The organism is Rhodocytophaga rosea, from assembly GCF_010119975.1.
In the GTDB taxonomy this organism is placed as follows: Bacteria; Bacteroidota; Bacteroidia; order Cytophagales; family 172606-1; genus Rhodocytophaga; species Rhodocytophaga rosea.
The window spans coordinates 6994903-7009176 of the sequence record NZ_CP048222.1 but is presented as its reverse complement, the minus strand read 5'-3'; the positions used below and the strand labels follow the sequence as shown (position 1 = coordinate 7009176).

General features: G+C 42.7%; 15 protein-coding genes. 8 read left to right on the top strand and 7 right to left on the bottom strand.

Annotation, left to right across the window (positions count from 1 at the left end; translation table 11 throughout):
• The first annotated feature begins 82 nt into the window (after positions 1-82).
• The 6 genes from GXP67_RS28970 (at position 83) to GXP67_RS28945 (ending at position 6631) form a co-directional block, all read left to right on the top strand.
• The gene (locus GXP67_RS28970; RefSeq protein WP_162446370.1) at positions 83-559 is read left to right on the top strand and encodes a (2Fe-2S)-binding protein; all 477 of its coding nucleotides are present in this window, start codon (positions 83-85) and stop codon (positions 557-559) included.
• A complete protein-coding gene (locus GXP67_RS28965; RefSeq protein WP_162446369.1) occupies positions 556-2940 on the top strand; it encodes a xanthine dehydrogenase family protein molybdopterin-binding subunit in 2385 nt (794 codons plus the stop codon). The genes GXP67_RS28970 and GXP67_RS28965 overlap by 4 nt, the downstream gene beginning before the upstream one ends.
• 110 nt (positions 2941-3050) lie before the next feature.
• Complete coding sequence (locus tag GXP67_RS28960; protein ID WP_162446368.1) at positions 3051-3884, top strand: FAD binding domain-containing protein; 834 nt, start codon at positions 3051-3053, stop codon at positions 3882-3884.
• A gap of 136 nt (positions 3885-4020) precedes the next feature.
• Positions 4021-4554, top strand: a complete 534-nt coding sequence (locus tag GXP67_RS28955; protein WP_162446367.1) for a hypothetical protein — start codon at positions 4021-4023, stop codon at positions 4552-4554.
• Between the two features lie 53 nt (positions 4555-4607).
• Positions 4608-5513, top strand: coding sequence for an AAA family ATPase (locus GXP67_RS28950; protein ID WP_162446366.1), 906 nt, complete (start codon positions 4608-4610; stop codon positions 5511-5513).
• Positions 5510-6631, top strand: coding sequence for a vWA domain-containing protein (locus tag GXP67_RS28945; protein WP_162446365.1), 1122 nt, complete (start codon positions 5510-5512; stop codon positions 6629-6631). The genes GXP67_RS28950 and GXP67_RS28945 overlap by 4 nt, the downstream gene beginning before the upstream one ends.
• 95 nt (positions 6632-6726) lie before the next feature.
• Here GXP67_RS28945 and GXP67_RS28940 read toward each other — a convergent pair whose 3' ends face one another.
• A complete protein-coding gene (locus GXP67_RS28940) occupies positions 6727-7269 on the bottom strand; it encodes a DinB family protein (RefSeq protein ID WP_162446364.1) in 543 nt (180 codons plus the stop codon).
• 268 nt (positions 7270-7537) lie between these two features.
• On the opposite strand from GXP67_RS28940, the gene GXP67_RS28935 reads away from it, so the two are divergent.
• Positions 7538-8530, top strand: a complete 993-nt coding sequence (locus GXP67_RS28935) for an IS701 family transposase (protein ID WP_232064642.1) — start codon at positions 7538-7540, stop codon at positions 8528-8530.
• 34 nt (positions 8531-8564) lie between these two features.
• On the opposite strand, the gene tatC is transcribed toward GXP67_RS28935, so the two are convergent.
• The 5 genes from tatC to GXP67_RS28910 form a co-directional block, all read right to left on the bottom strand.
• A complete protein-coding gene (tatC, locus tag GXP67_RS28930) occupies positions 8565-9470 on the bottom strand; it encodes a twin-arginine translocase subunit TatC (protein ID WP_232064640.1) in 906 nt (301 codons plus the stop codon).
• A gap of 188 nt (positions 9471-9658) precedes the next feature.
• Positions 9659-10018: a hypothetical protein gene (locus tag GXP67_RS28925; protein WP_162446363.1), complete on the bottom strand. Its 360-nt coding sequence runs from the start codon at positions 10016-10018 to the stop codon at positions 9659-9661.
• 186 nt (positions 10019-10204) lie between these two features.
• Positions 10205-10843 carry a response regulator gene (locus tag GXP67_RS28920; RefSeq protein ID WP_162446362.1) on the bottom strand — a complete coding sequence of 213 codons (639 nt, stop codon included), beginning with the start codon at positions 10841-10843 and terminating at the stop codon, positions 10205-10207.
• A 192-nt stretch (positions 10844-11035) separates the two neighbouring features.
• Positions 11036-12238: a sensor histidine kinase gene (locus tag GXP67_RS28915; protein WP_162446361.1), complete on the bottom strand. Its 1203-nt coding sequence runs from the start codon at positions 12236-12238 to the stop codon at positions 11036-11038.
• On the bottom strand, positions 12193-12864 hold the full coding sequence (locus GXP67_RS28910) for a cache domain-containing protein (protein ID WP_162446360.1): 672 nt from the start codon (positions 12862-12864) through the stop codon (positions 12193-12195). The genes GXP67_RS28915 and GXP67_RS28910 overlap by 46 nt, the downstream gene beginning before the upstream one ends.
• A gap of 194 nt (positions 12865-13058) precedes the next feature.
• Here GXP67_RS28910 and GXP67_RS28905 point away from each other — a divergent pair, with 194 nt between their 5' ends.
• Positions 13059-13541 (top strand): regulatory protein RecX, encoded by a 483-nt coding sequence (locus GXP67_RS28905; RefSeq protein WP_162446359.1) that lies wholly within the window; start codon positions 13059-13061, stop codon positions 13539-13541.
• Here the strand turns inward: GXP67_RS28905 and GXP67_RS28900 are convergent.
• Positions 13522-14133, bottom strand: a complete 612-nt coding sequence (locus GXP67_RS28900) for a DUF4230 domain-containing protein (protein WP_162446358.1) — start codon at positions 14131-14133, stop codon at positions 13522-13524. The genes GXP67_RS28905 and GXP67_RS28900 overlap by 20 nt on opposite strands.
• Between the last annotated feature and the right edge of the window lie 141 nt (positions 14134-14274).

Here is a 14274-nt window from a genome sequence, read left to right as displayed (position 1 = left end):
AGTCTTTCGAATGAAAATTACCAGAGACTAAAGACTCTACTCTATATTATTCTACATAGTCATAACTCTAAACTCTTTACTTATGAAAATTCATATGAAGGTGAATGGCGTGGAACATACCCATGAGGTAGAACCCCGCTTACTTCTGGTCAGTTACCTGCGCGATGTATTGCGGCTTACCGGAACACACGTAGGCTGCGATACCAGCATTTGCGGCGCTTGTACAGTTCATGTGGACAATCAGCCAGTTAAAAGCTGTACCATGTTTGCTGTGCAGGCAGATGGTTGTGAAGTTACTACCATTGAAGGCCTGGCCAAAGAAGAACTACATCCACTACAGGAAGGATTTAAAGAAATGCATGGCCTGCAATGCGGTTTCTGCACACCAGGTATTATCATGACCATGGCAAACTACATTCAGCATTCCCCCAATGCGTCAGAAGAAGAGATCCGCGATTGTCTGAAAGGACACATTTGCCGGTGTACAGGATATCATAATATTGTAAAAGCGGTACAATATGCAGCTAATAAAGTAAAGAAAGAGGAGGTAACCCTATGAGCACGACCAATGGAATCATCGGAAAATCCGTAAAACGGGTGGAAGACAAACGCTTTATAACCGGCAGAGGCAAATATACCGACGACATTATACTGCCCTTGCAGACCTATGCTTCTTTTGTCCGGAGTCCCTATGCCCATGCCAGAATACTATCTGTAGATATTGAAGCTGCTAAAGCGATGCCGGGCGTATTGGCTATATATACCGGAGCTGATGTGGCTGACATAAATGGCGTACCCTGCGGCTGGCTTGTCAATTTCAAGAATGGCACTCCCATGAAAGAACCCAAGCATCCTCTGCTTGTAGCAGATAAAGCCCGGCATGTAGGAGATGCAGTAGCCGTAGTTATTGCTGAAACCCAGGAAAAGGCAAAAGATGCGGCGCAAATGGTGATGGTGGACTATGAAGAATTGCCTGCTGTAGTGAATGCGGCCGAAGCCGTAAAACCAGGAATGCCTTCCGTTCATGATATTGCTCCGGATAACATCTGTTACGACTGGGAACTGGGCAATCCGAAAGCAGAAGTAGACGAAGCCATGTCTAAGGCTGCCCATATTACCAGCCTGGAATTTGTAAACCAGCGCCTGGTGCCCAATGCCATCGAGCCCCGCAGTTATAACGCCCAGTATGATTCTACCAGTGAACGCTATACGCTCTATACCAGTACCCAGAATCCTCATTTGATCCGCTTATTGATGTGTGCATTTGTGCTTGGCATACCGGAACACAAGGTAAAAGTAGTAGGGCCTGATGTAGGCGGGGGATTCGGCAGCAAAATATTCCACTATACGGAAGAAGCCTTATTAACCTGGGCTTCTAAAAAACTCAAGCGGCCTGTGAAATGGACAGCCGAACGCACCGAAAGTTTCTTAACCGATGCGCACGGACGGGATCATATTACCAAAGCTGAAATGGGATTTGATAAAGACGGCAACATCCTGGCTTTACGGGTGAATACCTATGCCAATATGGGCGCTTATCTTTCTACCTTCTCTACCTGCGTTCCTACCTATCTGCATGGCACTTTACTTCAGGGTTTGTACACGACTCCTAAAATTAATGTAGATGTCACAGCTGTATTCACGCATACCACCCCAGTCGATGCGTATAGGGGCGCTGGAAGACCGGAAGCTACCTATCTGCTCGAACGCTTAATGGATTTGGCTGCCCTCGAAATGAATATAGACCCGGCAGAACTCCGGCTCAAGAATTTCATTCCTCCATTTGATGGCGTAACACAACCCGGTTACCAAACCCAGGTAGCCCTGCAATATGACAGTGGCAATTATCATGGCGTATTAGAAAAAGGACTAGCCATGCTGGGCTATAAAGATTTCCGCAAACAGCAAAAAGAAGCTGCCAAGAATGGGAAACTGCTCGGCGTTGGCTTTTCTACCTATATCGAAGCCTGTGGTATTGCCCCTTCGGCTGTAGTAGGTTCACTGGGAGCCAGAGCCGGTTTGTATGAGGTAGGCCAGGTACGGGTACAACCTACTGGCAAAGTGAGTGTATTTACCGGAGCCCATTCCCATGGACAAGGCCATGAAACTACGTTTGCCCAGGTAGTAGCAGACAAACTGGGTATACCTATGGAAGATGTGGAAATCATTCACGGAGATACGGAAAGCGTGGCATTTGGTATGGGTACTTATGGTTCCAGAAGTCTGGCCGTGGGTGGTTCAGCTATAGTAAAAAGTATTGATAAAATTGTAGAAAAAGGCAAGAAAATCGCTGCCCACAAACTCGAAGCCAATGCCGATGATATGGAATTTGCCAATGGAAAATTCACCGTTAAAGGTACGGACAAATCACTCAGCTTTGGCGATATTGCCTTAACCGCCTATGTTCCGCATATTTACCCCAAAGACCTCGAGCCCGGCCTGGATTTCAGCAGTTTCTACGACCCAACTAATTTTACCTATCCGTTTGGCTGCCATATTGCCGTAGTGGAAGTGGATAAGGAAACTGGAAAAGTAACGCTCAAGCGTTTTATCGCCGTAGATGATGTGGGCAATGTGATTAATCCGATGATTGTAGAAGGGCAAATTCATGGCGGTGTAGCGCAAGGCGTGGGACAAGCTTTGTATGAAGGAGCCGAATACGACAACAATGGCCAGCTAACCAATGCTTCCTATATGGATTATTGTATGCCAAGGGCCGATGATCTGCCTATGTTTGAAACAGCCACTCAGGTAACACCCTGTCCGCATAATCCCCTGGGTGTAAAAGGTGCAGGGGAAGCAGGGGCCATTGGTTCTACGCCAGCTGTGGTAAATGCCGTAATTGATGCCCTCTGGAGTGGCGGCCATAAAGTGAAAGACATCCGCATGCCGCTGAAATCAGAAAGAGTATGGCGGGCGATGCAGACTACGGTAAATTAATCAATTGGTCAATCGTCATTGGGAGGTAGAAAGAAGGTATTGCTAAAGAATCACTAATGAACTTTGACCATTGACATCTAAAATTAACCACAACTTTTAAATTCCAACACATGATACCTGTTGAATTCGAATATAAAAAAGCAAAAACCCTGGACGATGCCTTGACCGCATTATCTTCAGGCAATAGCAAAGTATTAGCCGGAGGTCATAGCTTGATTCCAGCCATGAAATTGCGGTTAAATCAGCCTGCTCTGCTGGTAGATATAGCTAATATTCCTGCCCTCAAAGGAATCAGGGAAGAAAACGGAGAAATTGTTATCAACGCAGCCACTACCCATGGGGATATTGAGCGAAGTAAACTGATAAAAGAAAAACTTCCCTTTTTTAATGCAGCTGCCAGTATGATTGGCGACGTACAGGTACGAAACAAGGGAACTATTGGCGGAAGCCTGGCACACGCCGATCCATCCGCTGACTGGCCTGCTTTGGTACTAGCTTCTGATGCCAGTATCGAGGTAGCCAGCACGAGCGGAAATAGAACCATACATGCTACTGACTTCTTTAATGGCTTATTTTCTACCGCTTTGCAGGAAAATGAAATTATTACAGCCGTCCGGATTCCCATTCCGGCGGCAGGTGCAAAATCAGTATACCTGAAGTTTGAAAATCCAGCTTCCAGGTTTGCGGTAGTTGGATGTGCTGTGCTCCGTTTGGCTACTAAACAAACCAGCATCGCTTTTACTGGAGTAGCAGATTATGCTTTCCGGGATACCAATGCAGAAACGGCTGTTTCCGGAAAAAACCTGGATGAAGATACGATTAATGATGCGGTGAATGCGGCTGTGTTTGGCGTAAATGTTCTCAGCGATAATTTTGCCTCAGAGGACTACCGCAAACATCTAGCGCAAGTATACCTGAGAAGAGCTTTACAAGCGGTTTCCTGATATTTGGAAACTAAAAGGTATATCAATTTTTCCTCAAACCGGCAACATACTCGCTTTGTTGCCGGTTTGATGTTTTGTAGACTGCTAATCAACTTAGAATTAAAATCAGATATACCTCCCTTTAAAATGTAAATGAATGAAAGTCTATTATGCAATTCTGTTTATAAGCTTCCTAACCATTGATTTGTGGGCTACAGATAATGGGGATATGAGAGTAAATCAACAGATATCTCTTTTACAAACGCAACAAGTTGATACAATAATAATTCATAAGTATGCGCTATTTAATGGTAGATTTCATATACCTACTGAAAATAAGGAGTTATTCTGTGAAAGTATACCCTATGTATATCACATCATCTGGAAGAAAAACGGAAAATTGTTTTGTAAAAGAATAGATGATTGTAGCGACTTTGTTGAGGTACCTGTGAAAATTAAAAAATTTGATTCGTTGATAATAGCTTATTCTTCAACCAAAATTGACTTTAAGAAGTCGTCAGCACATTTTTCTGTTTTTGAAATAAGCGTTATGTTAAAAAATGTAAAGAAGAAAATAAGGGTTAGCGGTCATCAGATAAATAACGATACATCATCGGATATAAATAAAATAAAACAATTAAATATGGTGATTAGACAGCTAGAAGAAGAAAATCAATTTAAGAGAATTTAATAGTTTAACCCACAAACAACCATTATTGAATACCCTACATGCTGCCAAACCAAATGAACCATCCGACAACCTCTTTAGCCAATATAAGTTCCCTGTTGCTTGAACAAGGATACATTACCGATGCCTCTGTCTCCATGTCTGTGTTTCTTTCGCTGCAATTGAACAAACCTTTATTGATCGAAGGTCCGGCCGGGGTGGGAAAAACAGAAATTGCAAAGGTAATGGCCAGGGTGTTGGAAACCGACCTGATCCGCCTGCAATGTTACGAAGGACTGGATGCAGCCCATGCGCTATATGAATGGAACTACCAGCGGCAGTTATTGCATTTGAAGATGCTGGAGCAGGAAAAACAATCGGTAGAGGATAAGGAAAAAACCATTTTCAGTGAGGCTTTTCTGATGAAACGGCCACTGTTGCAAGCCATTACCCACCACAAAAAACCAGTGTTGCTGATAGATGAAGTTGACCGTTCGGATGAAGAATTTGAAAGCTTTTTACTGGAAGTACTCAGCGAATGGCAGATCACCATTCCGGAAACCGGCACCATTAAAGCGACCCATATTCCTCAGGTTATACTCACCAGCAACCGGACCAGAGAACTATCCGAAGCCTTACGCAGGCGATGTTTATACCTGCACATTGGTTATCCTGATTTTGAGAAAGAATGGATGATTGTGAGTAAAAAAGTGCCACATATTGATGTGAAGCTAGGCGAACAAATCTGCAGATTTATGCAAAACCTCCGCCAGATGAAACTCGAAAAAACGCCAGGTATTGCCGAAACCCTCGACTGGGCGCTGGCCCTTTCTACCCTGCACATTTCCCATCTGGACAAATCAACGGTAGAACAAACGCTGGGTGTCATCTTGAAAGACTGGCAGGATACCCGGCAAGTACAGATGAGCCTGAGCGAACTTCTGGAGAAAACTGGAATCTACTCCAAACTCGATTCACTTTGATACAAAGGCAAACTTCCCTTTCCAGGAATATCGTACAATTCTGCCGTTTTTTGCGGCAACATGGCTTTACGCTGAGTGTAGAAGAAGAAGCTACCGCCCTGCAAAGCCTTTCCTTCATAGATTACAGCAGTAATCATTTATTCAGGCAGGCGCTTAAATCGGTATTGTGCCGTAGCCTCAAACAAGTGGAAGCATTCGATGATCTGTTTACAGAGTACTGGAAAGAACTGGAAAAAGCCCTGGAATCTGGCGTTCAAACACAGGCCAAACCAGTACATAAACCAGGCGTACAGGAAACTTCCTTTAAGGCGTTAAAATCCTGGCTGAATGGAAACAAAAACGAAGAAACCGAAGAAGCAGCTTTGTATAGCAGGCACCAGAGCTTATCTCAGACAGATTTCTCCAAAGTCCCATCCAGTGAACTCGACGAACTCATGCGAGTGATTAAGGCCTTAGCTAGACGACTGGCCGCTCAACAAAACAGACGCTATGAACATTCCCTGAAAATAGACCAGCCTGATTTGCGGAGAACCTTGCGGAAAAATATGCGGCTGGGCGGAGAATTGATGGAAATTGCTTTTAAAAAACCCAAACGCAACCGCGAAAAACTAATATTGTTGTGTGATGTGAGCAAATCGATGGAGCTATATTCAGCTTTTTTATTGCAATTTATGTTTGCTTTCAGTCAGGTATATTCCCACACCGAAACATTTGTATTCAGCACTTCCCTGCACAACATTTCTCCTCTGTTGAAAAAACAGGATTTCACCAGTGCCTTACAGTTGATGCAATCCCAGCACCACAATTGGTATGGCGGCACCCGGATTGGGGAAAGCCTGCATCAGTTTGTACAGGAATATTCGGGTAAGCTGTTAAATAAACGCACCACTGTACTCATTCTCAGCGATGGCTGGGATTCCGGAGATATTGACCTGCTGGAACAAAGCATATCGCATATTCATGCCAGATCAAAAAAAGTGATCTGGCTGAATCCACTGGCCGGTTTTTCTGCCTATCAGCCATCCGTAGCAGGAATGAAAGCTGCCATGCCCTATATTGATATTTTTGCCCCGGCACATAATGCCGAAAGTTTAAGAAAACTGGGTAAATGGCTGTGAATCGTTATTGGTTGTTTGTTGTTAGAGGTATAACAAAATTGATTAAACACTATCTGACAGACATATTATATCAGGCGTACTCACCTGCAATTGAATTACTGAAACTCTATATAACTGGGTGACACAATTCCCTTGAGCCGCAGATACACCAGCATTTGTGCCCGGTGATGCGTTACATGATCGGCCATCAGCATAAAAAACTGCCGCCTGGTGCGGGTGAATTTAGCGTATGTGCCTGTTTCGTCCAGCCTTGCCGGATCAAATGTGGCAAGCAGTTTAGCTGCCCGTTCAAATTCCCGGTTGATCATTCCGATCATTTCTTTTTTAGACCGGCCCACTGTTTTAAAGTCATCTATTCTGGGCTTAAATTCCTGTCCATCGGCTTTACTGAACGCATGCCAGTCAATAACCCAGGCGATGTGCATGAGTTGTTCGGCAAAACTCATTTCTTCAGGTGTGGGCTTGAATGTATAATCCTTTTCCGGCATAGCTTCGGCAACCGTAATCATATATTGCCTGGAGGTTTCCCAGCGTTCAGCAAGTTCTTTTAAGAAGGCATCCTGCTGGGCAACAGCAATTGGGCTACTCAGGATGAAAAGAATAGCCTGGAGAATACAGTAGTAATGGATGGGTCGCATAGGGTTCAGATTTGAAAAGGCAAGAAATTTAAATATTTTTCTACAACGAATGATACACAATACGGCTATTTCAATAAGCAGCAGGAACTTTGCGGGTTTAGTGGTTTAGATGTCTGTAATCTACATCAGCGTACACAAGCAACGATTATTAAACCTGGCCATTAGCACTTTCGCATTTGTGATAATCAAAAAAGGCTACCTTTTCAGGCAGCCTTTATAATATATTTAGGACTTTCGCTTACCAGGAATATAGTTAATAAATTTAGGCATGATAAGCAAAAAAGAATATGTGGAGTATCTGTTGAGTACGGCTATCAATTACACCTGTACCCATATGGCTGACCATAAAGTCTCAGTTAGCCATGATGAGGTAAGCGATTTTCTGCGACAGGAACGCTTTACCCCGGCAGATTTGTGGCAAATCGTTCACCCCCACCTTGAGGATTCGCCGACTGCGGTCATTATTGCAGATGACAGTGTTCAGGATAAGCGCTATTCTCACTTCATTGAACTAGTTAAAAAGCAATACTCGGGTAATGAGCATGGCTTAGTGAAAGGGATTGGTTTAGTCAATTTTGTGCATTCATCAGGCAATGACGGAGATTTTTGGCCTATTGATTACCGCATCTACCATCCCGACACGGATGGTAAAACCAAAAATGACCATTTTCAGGAAATGTTCATGCGGCTTGTCACTCATAAAAGGCTCAAATGTAGCACTATTCTTTTTGACACCTGGTATGCCTCAGTGGAGAATCTCAAACTCATTCACCGTCATGGTTGGACATTTTTCACTACCCTGAAAAGCAACCGTAAAGTGAGTCTCAGTAAGGAAACAGGCTATCAGCACTTAGATAAACTTATTTTTGAGGATCAGGTAAAAGGCTTGCTTGTTAAATTAAAAGAAGTGCCTTTTATGGTCAAGTTATTCAAGATAGTTGCCCCAAACGGCGACATTGACTATGTCATTACCAATGACTTAGACCACTCGGTAAACCTGTTTGTCGCAGAGCTTAAAAACGACAACCGGTGGCAGGTGGAAGACTTCCATAGAGGCTTCAAACAATTGACAGGCTCAGAAAAGTGTCAATGCAGAAAAGCCCGTTCGCAAAGAAATCATTTAGCCTGCTGTTATCATGCATGGGTATCTTTGAAAGTAAAAGCCAAACAAGTGTATAAAACCATTTATCAAATTAGAAAAGAGCTTTTCTCCGACTATTTGATGCATGAACTTAGGTATCCAAAAATCCAGGCCGTTTAATTATAAGCGAAAGTCCTAATATTATATCCGGTCCTTATAGCTCAGTATTCATTTCTTTCAATCTGGCACGTTCTACTCTGGCCGAAATCAGAATGCTTACTTCATAGAGTAAGAACAGAGGCATGGCAACCAGAATCTGGCTGATCACATCTGGTGGCGTAATAATAGCGGCCACGATCAGAATCACAACAATAGAATGTTTGCGGTAAGAACGCATCAAACTCGGTGTAATAATACCCATCTTGGAAAGCACAAAAGCCAGCATGGGCAACTGGAACATGATGCCGCAACCCAGGGTAAGGGTAACCAATGTAGAAATATATGAGCTGATGTTGAATTCATTGACGATGCTTTCATCCAGCTGATAACTGGAGAGGAAATTGATGGAAAGCGGTGTTACTATTAAATAACCAAATGTCACCCCCATTAAAAAAAGCAGGCTTACAAAAAAAGTAGCTCCGGTAGTCATCCGGCGTTCTGTAGGATGAAGGCCTGGTTTAATAAACCGCCACATTTCCCAGAAAGCATAAGGAAAAGCCAGAACAAGGCCAATCACCAGCGATGAAGCCAGGTGCATGGTGAATTGCTCGGAGAGTTCTCTGGCCTGAATCACAAAATTAAGTTTATCTATACATAAGGCATCAGAGCTCATTTTTCTACCCAGTTCGCAAAACATGCGGTAGGTCCAGAAAGTTGGCTTGGATGGCCCCATAATAATTTTGCCAAATACAAGTTCCTTGTTGGAGAAAGCAAGGAAGCTAAATACAAATATCGCCGCTACCGAACGTACGACATGCCAGCGGAGTTCTTCCAGATGGTCAATAAACGACATCTCTTTTTCTTCCTCTTGCGGCGGTTTTTGCTTAGGATTTCTTTTAATGATGCTGCTGATCATTCCCTTACCTCCTGTACCATTACTCGAATTATTATCTTGTTCCAAAATTAAACACTGTTATAGCAGGTGTAGCTACAAAATTAAGCAAATACAATTAAAAATCTTGTTTTTATAGCGCTTATTCCTATATACGCATTTTACTGCCCAACAGACTCTATGTACTTAATCCTGATAACAAAAAAACACCGGCGTTATGAGAACGACGGTGTTTTTGTTACATGATAAAACTATACTTATTTTCCGAATTGATGCTTATAGTTAGCCGGAGATTGCTGTGGATTTTTATAATGTTTCATAGGTGGTACCGGAAGCACAGCCCCGGAAAAGGCTACACCAGTTCTGGGAGCAAAATCCTGGTTTTTGTAATTCCACTGCTGAACCTGGAGTACAGGAAGTGGCTTTATATAACTAAAACCAGTAAAATGGTTTTCCATATTGTATTTATTTGCCACGGCTGCCTTATTGGGGTGCTTATAGTTATTGGTAGAATACCCAGGATCTACTTTATATTTAAACACCACCGGATTTTGTGCCATCGCTGTAAAAGCACCTAAAAACAATATACTTACGATCAATAATGCTGTTTTTTTCATATCTGCTAGCGTTTAATTCTACATATTTCAACAATGCAAAATTAACAGCTATCTAGCAGCCGGTAAATACCAATATTTTTGTATTTTTCTGGTAGTATTTTCAGGTAGAAAGATATGGGTATTTCTACGTATATAACTAGGTTATACCTTATATTTTCTTCAAAAATTGCCCGGAAAGCATATATTCTAATCAATTAATCCTCTCTCCAGGGCTTTTCTCACCAGATCGGCTGTATTCACAGCTTGCATTTTTCTAAGCACATTTACCCTGTGTTTTTCTACAGTACGGATACTGATAAATAGTTCGCTGGCAATCTGATGATTACTCATGCCCCGGCAAATCAGGCGGAGCACTTCCAATTCTCTGGGCGTTAGTGCTTCCTCATCAGGTTCAGGTTTGGACAAATTATTAATGACAATGCTGGCAATGGTAGGATTATAATATTTTCCTCCTTTAGCCACTGTAATAATCGCCTTTTGTAACTCCTCTGGTTCTACATTCTTAAGCAAATATGCCTGTGCGCCACTGCTCAGGCTTTTTAAAATATACTCAGGTTCCTCATGCATGGTAAGCATAATCAGTTTCAGATCAGGATGCTGCGCATTCAGTTGCTGCAAAGCCTCCAGCCCATTGAGTTGGGGCATGGAAATATCTACCAAAGCGACATCCGGCTTATATTCATCAATGAGTTTGAGTAACTGCAATCCATTTTCAGCTTCGGCCACTACCTGAAATCCAGGCATGGTATGTAATACGGTTTTCAGGCCGTTTCTCACCAGGGGATGATCATCAGCAATTACAATACGGATCGTTTCTTGTGTCATACATTTACTGAATTACTGAATTACTGAATTACTGAATTACTGAATTACTGAATTACTGAATTACTGAATTACTGAATTACTGAATTACTGAATTACTGAATTACTGAATTACTGAATTACTGAATTACTGAATTATAATAATTAATTTTTATTCTGACCTTCTATTATTCTGTAATTCTAACATTTTATCACTCAATCACTCATCCGCTCAGTCACTTCCTCTCCTAAAGGTACAGATATAACTAACGTAGTGCCCTCTCCTACCCGGCTTATCAGCTGGAATTTACCACCTAGCAGATGTGTCCGTTCCCGCATATTGCGTATACCATTTCCTTCACCGTCCTGCGTTTCATACGTTTGCAAGTCGAAACCTTTGCCATTATCCCTCATCCTAAGTTGCACCTGATCAGGCTCATGATCTACAATTACATCCAGCTTAGTAGCCTGCGCATGTTTCACAGCATTGTGAATCCCCTCCTGTGCAATCCGGTACAAGCTAGTGATAAACTCCTGGGATAGGGCAGGCGCTTCCGGGTCGGCATCAAAGCTAAAGCTCACTTGCCAGCCAGTAGCCTGCGCTGTACGGTTGCAAAGCGAACGCAAGGCAGCCTCCAGTCCAAAATCCCTTAGCACACTCGGCATCAGGTTATGTGAGATGCGCCTCACCTCCAGAATGGTCTCGTCTAAAATCGTTTTAATCTCCTTCCTGGCTTGTTCCTGCCCTTCAATTGCATTGATCTTAAACTGAATGGCCGTGAGCAACTGCCCAATGCCATCATGTAATTCTCTGGAAATACGTCTTCGCTCATTTTCTTCGCCTTCCAGTAGAGCCGTTGTACGCTGCCGGCTCAATACTATCTCTTTTTCCTGGCTGGCTTTTAGTTTATCCCGCATCTGAATCAGGGCATTTCCCAGCGTATCCTCTGCACTTAAGGGTTCATAGGGTGATTGTAACTGTCCATTTCCAATTTCACTGGCAAATAAAGAAGTGCGTCTCAATCCTAATATTAACTGGTTCATGGCTTGTATCATCTGGCCAATTTCATCGTAATTGCCGGTAAGCAAAGGTTTTCCTGGTAATTTACCCTGAGAGAGTTGCAATACAATGTCTTTGAGTCCATCGATGCGTTGAGAAAGTGGCACCGATACAAACCAGGTAAGTAACGTAATCAGAAAACAAACGCCTATTCCGATCAGAACCATTGTGCTGCGCATCTGATAAACTGGCTGCATTGCTTCTACCTGGTCAATCTCAGAAACAATCGCCCAGTTTAATCCGGGAATATTGAGCCTGTGATAGGCGCTCACCACCGGAACTCCCCGGTAATCCACTACTAACGATGGTCCGGTTATATTTTGCAAAGCATTTCTGGCCGCTTCAGTACGTACTTCCATGCTCTGGGGGATTTTTCAGGAAAAAATCTGGAATGGGAACGCATGCGGAAGTCTGCACCTACTACATACGATTCACCGGTATTCCCAATGCCATTGCGTAGATTTAATACATACTCCATGGGCGTAGCCGGAAGCCGTGCCAGCGCTATACCTATCGCTGTACCGCTGGTATCTTTTACCGGAACTGCACTGAACAATGTATATTCCCCATGCAAGATGATTTCTCCCAGTTGTGGCGATTGAAGGCTTTTTTCCAGTAAACCCTGTATGGCCTTAAATTCTCCGGAAGTATGGTGCGGAAAGAAAAAGGAATGCGATTGATGGAAAACAAGGTGGCGTGAAGTATCAAATAAGAGCAGGTCCTGGTAGGCAAATTCCTGTTGAAGCAAGGCAAAACTGGCATTCCTCCCGGAAGTATCCTGCTGCGCTGAACCCTTTTGCAACAGGTCCGTGACAGGTATATTCCGCACCAGTAGCTGGGTGCTTTGCTGCATTCCTTCAAAATAATCCTGAATATAAATTTGCTTTAGATCGTTGATCGAGGTAAGCTGGGCTACCGTACGCGAAATAAGGGCTTCTTTGAAAGAATGGTAAAATAAATATGTAATCAGCAGCAAAGTACTCATGCCGATGAAAAGATGGGATAAAAGCAGTTTCTGAAAGATAGATAGTCTGTTCACGCAGAAAAAAGAAATAACAAGCCTGGAAAAATAACAAAATTACCAGTTCAGCATACATTAGTGACAATGAAATAATCCTGAGTTTTGTTTCTACTGATAAAGATGTAGCAAATTTCGCAAATCAACGTTATTCTTACTATATGGAGAAAGCGAATAAAAAAAAGGATTTGTCGGCCAAAGAAGCGTATCAAAAGGCAACGGCTTTTTGTGCCTATCAGGAAAGATCTGTTCAGGAAGTAAAAGACAAATTATATAGTCTGGAACTGGAGGAAGAAGTAGTAGAAGCAATAGTAGAGCAACTGGTAGAAGAAAAATTCATCAGCCAGGAACGGTTTGCCAAAGCATTTGCCGGAGGAAAATTCCGCTTAAAAAAATGGGGACGCAATAAAATTAGAATGGAGCTTAAAATGCGGGGCTTAACTGATGCACAAATCCGGCTTGGCTTGCAGGAAATAGATCCAGACCTGTACGAACGCATCCTATTTGACCTGCTGGAGAAAAAACACACCCTGGAAAAAACGGGAAGCGAAATGGAGCGAAAACATAAATTGCTCCGGTTTGGCCTTTCCAAAGGTTATGAGCAGGATATGATCTGGGATGTAATCAACGTCTTAATTCCTTAAGGTCAGCTTTGAGCCGGTGGCGCACCAATACTTTTTTCCCGGAAACCTTCTCCAGAAAAGGGGTTAGCATTTTTTGGGCATTTTCCTGGGTTTGAGTCAAAATACCCATTTTTAGTGCCGATTTACTTATTTGTTTTTCTGCCGCCACAAATGCATCGTTTACCAGCTGGGCTTCTCCCATAAAGGCATATTGCACATCATATACCTTCGACTGGTCGTGATTGATTTTGTATACACATAATTCCGGGTCAGGAAGATAGACAATCACCGTATCCGTATCTTCAATGATATCGGTAGATTTTATTTTGGTCAGGTCAATACAGCCTACAGCTTCTCCGCTTACAATTAACACAGCTTTGGCATCGGGCAGCCATTCCTTTACAACTTCGTGTTCTACTACATCTTTAAACGTATATTTCACCAGTTCCAGCTTTCCCATGGCGGTTATTTCCTGTAAAACCGTACTATGCGTTGTAATTACAACCGGGGGTTTCTCTTCCGTAAGGCCTTCAAATTTCTGCCAGAAGAAATAAACAGCGTATAAAAATAGTCCTACTAATGTGATTCTAAACAATAAACGTATCAATCGCATGAAGCTGAGAGTTAATGTAGTGTTGTGTATCAATAGAACAGGTATTCCCCCAATATAATTTAATATCTGACATTTTTTTCCGCATTCATCTCACACATACATCATGCCATTGCTGAAATGGATACTTACAACACTTTTAAA

Bases quoted from the DNA above. Each gene is read 5' to 3' on its own strand.
- GXP67_RS28970 (WP_162446370.1), top strand. From the start codon at position 83: ATGAAAATTCATATGAAGGTGAATGGCGTGGAACATACCCATGAGGTA.
- GXP67_RS28965 (WP_162446369.1), top strand. From the start codon at position 556: ATGAGCACGACCAATGGAATCATCGGAAAATCCGTAAAACGGGTGGAA.
- GXP67_RS28960 (WP_162446368.1), top strand. From the start codon at position 3,051: ATGATACCTGTTGAATTCGAATATAAAAAAGCAAAAACCCTGGACGAT.
- GXP67_RS28955 (WP_162446367.1), top strand. From the start codon at position 4,021: ATGAAAGTCTATTATGCAATTCTGTTTATAAGCTTCCTAACCATTGAT.
- GXP67_RS28950 (WP_162446366.1), top strand. From the start codon at position 4,608: ATGAACCATCCGACAACCTCTTTAGCCAATATAAGTTCCCTGTTGCTT.
- GXP67_RS28940 (WP_162446364.1), bottom strand. From the start codon at position 7,269: ATGCGACCCATCCATTACTACTGTATTCTCCAGGCTATTCTTTTCATC.
- GXP67_RS28935 (WP_232064642.1), top strand. From the start codon at position 7,538: ATGATAAGCAAAAAAGAATATGTGGAGTATCTGTTGAGTACGGCTATC.
- GXP67_RS28925 (WP_162446363.1), bottom strand. From the start codon at position 10,018: ATGAAAAAAACAGCATTATTGATCGTAAGTATATTGTTTTTAGGTGCT.
- GXP67_RS28920 (WP_162446362.1), bottom strand. From the start codon at position 10,843: ATGACACAAGAAACGATCCGTATTGTAATTGCTGATGATCATCCCCTG.
- GXP67_RS28915 (WP_162446361.1), bottom strand. From the start codon at position 12,238: ATGGAAGTACGTACTGAAGCGGCCAGAAATGCTTTGCAAAATATAACC.
- GXP67_RS28910 (WP_162446360.1), bottom strand. From the start codon at position 12,864: ATGAGTACTTTGCTGCTGATTACATATTTATTTTACCATTCTTTCAAA.
- GXP67_RS28905 (WP_162446359.1), top strand. From the start codon at position 13,059: ATGGAGAAAGCGAATAAAAAAAAGGATTTGTCGGCCAAAGAAGCGTAT.
- GXP67_RS28900 (WP_162446358.1), bottom strand. From the start codon at position 14,133: ATGCGATTGATACGTTTATTGTTTAGAATCACATTAGTAGGACTATTT.